Source organism: Bifidobacterium amazonense, assembly GCF_018555435.2.
Lineage (GTDB): Bacteria > Actinomycetota > Actinomycetes > Actinomycetales > Bifidobacteriaceae > Bifidobacterium > Bifidobacterium amazonense.
In genome coordinates this window covers 1-3,637 of the sequence record NZ_JAFEJT020000108.1, presented here as the reverse complement: position 1 = coordinate 3,637, position 3,637 = coordinate 1, and the positions used below count along the sequence as shown (strand labels likewise).

The window sequence follows — 3,637 nt, the reverse complement described above, 5'->3', positions numbered from 1 at the left end:
CGGGAACTCGCCGCATGGACCCAAACCACCAACCACACCCAACGACAGGTCAACTGGCACTTCACCACCACCGACGCCAGAACCAAACTCCGCCACCTATACCCCAACAATTAAACCCGACAATGTAGTAGCCTCTCGATCGTCAAACTGACCTGCGCAAAGGAGCGAATCAGCCTCTTGATCGTCAAACTGCACATAACCATGCACGGACGGGTATGCAGAAGCCACACTCCGCTGGATGGAATCCGCATCGCCCTTCGCCCAGAGCGGCGCCTACAATAACCCCCATGGAACAAAAAGACGTCCTCAAAGCACTGCAGCGTGATCATGCGGCCGAACTCAAGCTCGCCGCCGAACGGTTGAAGGGGACCGCTCGTCACACCGAAATCATCCCTTCCCCGGTCCTGTCCGACATGACTGGCCACAAGATCCTCCTCAAGCCCGAGAACCTGCAGGTCACCGGCTCGTTCAAGATCCGCGGCGCGTACAACAAGATCGCCTCTCTGTCCGACGAGGAACTGGCCCGCGGCATCGTCACCGCATCCGCCGGCAACCATGCGCAGGGCGTCGCCTACGCGGCCCGCGAACGTGGCGCGAAGGCCACGATCTGCATGCCGACCATCACCCCGCCGCTCAAGGTCGACGCCACCAAGGCGTACGGCGCCGACGTGGTGCTCTACGGCGACGTGTTCGACGAGTCCGCCGCCCACGCGGCCGAACTGGCCGAAACGCAGGGCATGATCTACGTGCCGCCGTTCGACGACTACGAGGTCATCTGCGGCCAAGGCACGATCGGTCTGGAGATCCTCGAGGACGTGCCGGACGTCACCGACGTGGTCGTGCCGCTCGGCGGCGGCGGCCTCGGTGCCGGCGTGGCGCTCGCGATCAAGACGTTCAAGCCGGAGGTGCGCGTGATCGGCGCGATTCCGGAAGGCTCGCCGGCGTGGAAGGATTCGTTCGCCGCGGGCCGCGTCTCGCCGGCCGACCAGGTGGTCACCTCCGCCGAGGGCGTGGCCGTCAAGCACCCGGGCGACCTGCCGTTCGCGCTGCTCAACGAGTTCCTCGACGATCTGGTCACCGTCACCGAGCGCGACATCAACGAGATGATCCTGCTCATGCTCGAAAAGCACAAGCTGGTCGTCGAGGCCGCCGGCGCGGTGTCGCTGGCCGCGCTCGAGCATCTGAACCTGCGCTCGCGCAAGTTCGCGTCCGCGCAGGGGCCGCATGTGGTGGTGCCGATCATGTCGGGCGGCAACATCGATACGGTGACGATGGGTGCGGTGATCCAGAAGGGCATGATCGCGCGCGGCCGCATCATGAACTTCGAGGTGGAGCTGCCGGATACCCCGGGCCAGCTCGTCAAGGTGGCCACGCTGCTCGCACAGGAGCGCGCCAACGTGATCCAGCTCGACCACGATCAGTTCAAGGCGTCCGGCCACTACACGAACGCCGTGTCGCTGGGCGTCACAGTCGAGACGAACGGCCCGGACCACATCGACCGCATCCTTGCGGCCCTGCGCAAGGCCGGCTTCCAGCCGAAGCGTATCTACTGACGCGCCTTCCGTCGCATCCGCTGATTGCAGTGCTGCTATTGGTATTGCAGTCGCGGCGTTTGCGATTGACGCGCTGATTGCAACGTCCGCGAAGGGACGGGATATCCCATTCACCGACACACGCAAGGCCGTTCGGCCAAGCCTACGGTCGGGAACGGGATATCCCGCCCCTTCGCTAGGGAATAGAGCGCGTATGCTATTGGCATGCAACAGGGATACGGATGTAAAGTGTCCATTCTCCGTCTTCGATGGAACTGTTCATCGTTCCACCGAGATTCTCAATCTGCTGTCGAGACGGAACAAAAACCAGGCCACTTCACAAGGCCCTCAGCGGCGTTGTGGGATACGGTAATGCAATGAAGTCATTGCCTCTGCAATTGAAGGCATTCTACGTTTTTCCTCTAAGCTGTAGAGTATGGCACGAAGTATTGATGATCAACTGCAAATCAGTGAACTTCGACAGACTGTCGAATCATTGTCAAGCCAGCTGTCCGACATGAAGGATTTGCTGTTCACTTTTTCACAGTGTGCTGAGTTCCGGACGGATAAGCCTTATCTCAGCGCCCTGGTTCGCAACATGATTGGAGGGGAACAACGTCGAACGCTGGAGATGGTTATCAGCATTGTTTTGTTCCGCGCGCAAGGGCAGGATTTGCCGCACCTTGACTCACGATATGTCTCTCAGCATCCCGCAATCGCCGAAGCGTATGTTAGCCGGCCGATTGATGGTGAGGAGGCCATTCGCCTTATCGCCATGGTGGTCGGGAGCGAATCGGTGGCGCAAGAGATATTGGATGCACACCGAAGTAGTGGAATGGGAGCCGCCGGACATGAAGCTCTTGCGGCAACTTGCCGATGAGGCGATTGTCTCCGTGTAAGGCGGCTCCCCTACTGTGCGGCGGCGATCATGTCGTCGACGAGCTGCGGGAGTGCGACGGCGATGTCCTCGCGGATGAGGCGCGTGGCGAGCCGGTCGTACTGCGTGCGGCCCATGTTCATGATCGTGATCGGCACGCCGGCCTGCGCCGCGACCGGCACGAGCGACGCGGCCGGGAAGACCTCGAGCGTGGAGCCGATCACCCAGAATTCGTCGGCTTCGGTCACGCGCTTCATCGACTTCTCCATCGCGCCGTCCGGCAGCTGCTCGCCGAAGTACACGACGTCGGTTTTGATCAGCCCGTTGCACGGCATGTTTCCGTTGTATGGGAGCTTGCGATGGCAGTGCGGGTCCGGTTCCTCGTCCAGTTTGGCCATGATGTCGGCGGTGTCGTATTTCGCATGGCATTTCATGCAGTGCGATGTGCCGATCGTGCCGTGCAGGTTCACGATCACATCCGCGCTGTTGCCGGCCTTTTCGTGCAGCGCGTCGAAGTTCTGCGTGGCGAGCAGCGTGAGCAGGCCGGCCTGTTCCAGTTTGACGAGCGCCTTGTGCGCGGTGCCGGGCCGTGCGTTCCACACGGGGGATTCTTTCTGCCAGCGCCACGAATACTCACGTTCTTCCCTGTTGGTCAGGAACGCGTCGATGTCGTAGACGCTCATTTGTTCGGGATGCTTGGTCCAGACGCCGTCCGGACCGCGGAAGTCGGGGATGCCTGCGGACGTGGAGATGCCCGCGCCGGTTAGTACTGCGATCTTTTTCGTCATATACACAGGTATACGCCGTTGCCGTTTCGACATGCATGTATTGATGGTGAACGACGACTGGCCGGCGGTTGAAATGTTGCGACACGCCGTCCGGTGGGTGGATTGGGTGGCCGAAACGACGATTCTGGGGTCTATTCTGATGCCAGAAGGCATGAAAAGCCGGTTTGCGACACGCCGAGGGAGCCGTTTGTTTTCAACGGTTTCTTGGGTTTCTTTGTGATGCGGTTTGCGCGGATCGTGATTCACGTGTATGTTTATCTCTTGCTGCTCAGCGCGGCGGGGTTCTTCTCCTTGAGGGGTTCGGCCCGCTGGTGTGGTGGTGGTTTGAGAACTCAAGAGCGTGTTTGTACTACTTTTTAGAGTCGTTTTTTGATTGCCAGTTCATTCCTTTCCTGGTCTTCTTTGTGGGGGTTGGGTTCCATGAGAGTGGGTAATTGGGA

General features: G+C 60.2%; 3 protein-coding genes. 2 read left to right on the top strand and 1 reads right to left on the bottom strand.

What is annotated here, in order from left to right:
- Positions 1 to 287: 287 nt before the first annotated feature.
- Positions 288 to 1,553 (top strand): threonine ammonia-lyase, encoded by a 1,266-nt coding sequence (gene ilvA, locus JS533_RS13420; protein ID WP_241515310.1) that lies wholly within the window; start codon positions 288 to 290, stop codon positions 1,551 to 1,553.
- Positions 1,554 to 1,968: 415 nt separating this feature from the next.
- Positions 1,969 to 2,412 carry a hypothetical protein gene (locus JS533_RS13415; RefSeq protein WP_241515308.1) on the top strand — a complete coding sequence of 148 codons (444 nt, stop codon included), beginning with the start codon at positions 1,969 to 1,971 and terminating at the stop codon, positions 2,410 to 2,412.
- Positions 2,413 to 2,441: 29 nt separating this feature from the next.
- On the opposite strand, the gene JS533_RS13410 is transcribed toward JS533_RS13415, so the two are convergent.
- The gene (locus JS533_RS13410) at positions 2,442 to 3,197 is read right to left on the bottom strand and encodes an SIR2 family NAD-dependent protein deacylase (RefSeq protein WP_241515306.1); all 756 of its coding nucleotides are present in this window, start codon (positions 3,195 to 3,197) and stop codon (positions 2,442 to 2,444) included.
- Positions 3,198 to 3,637: the final 440 nt, after the last annotated feature.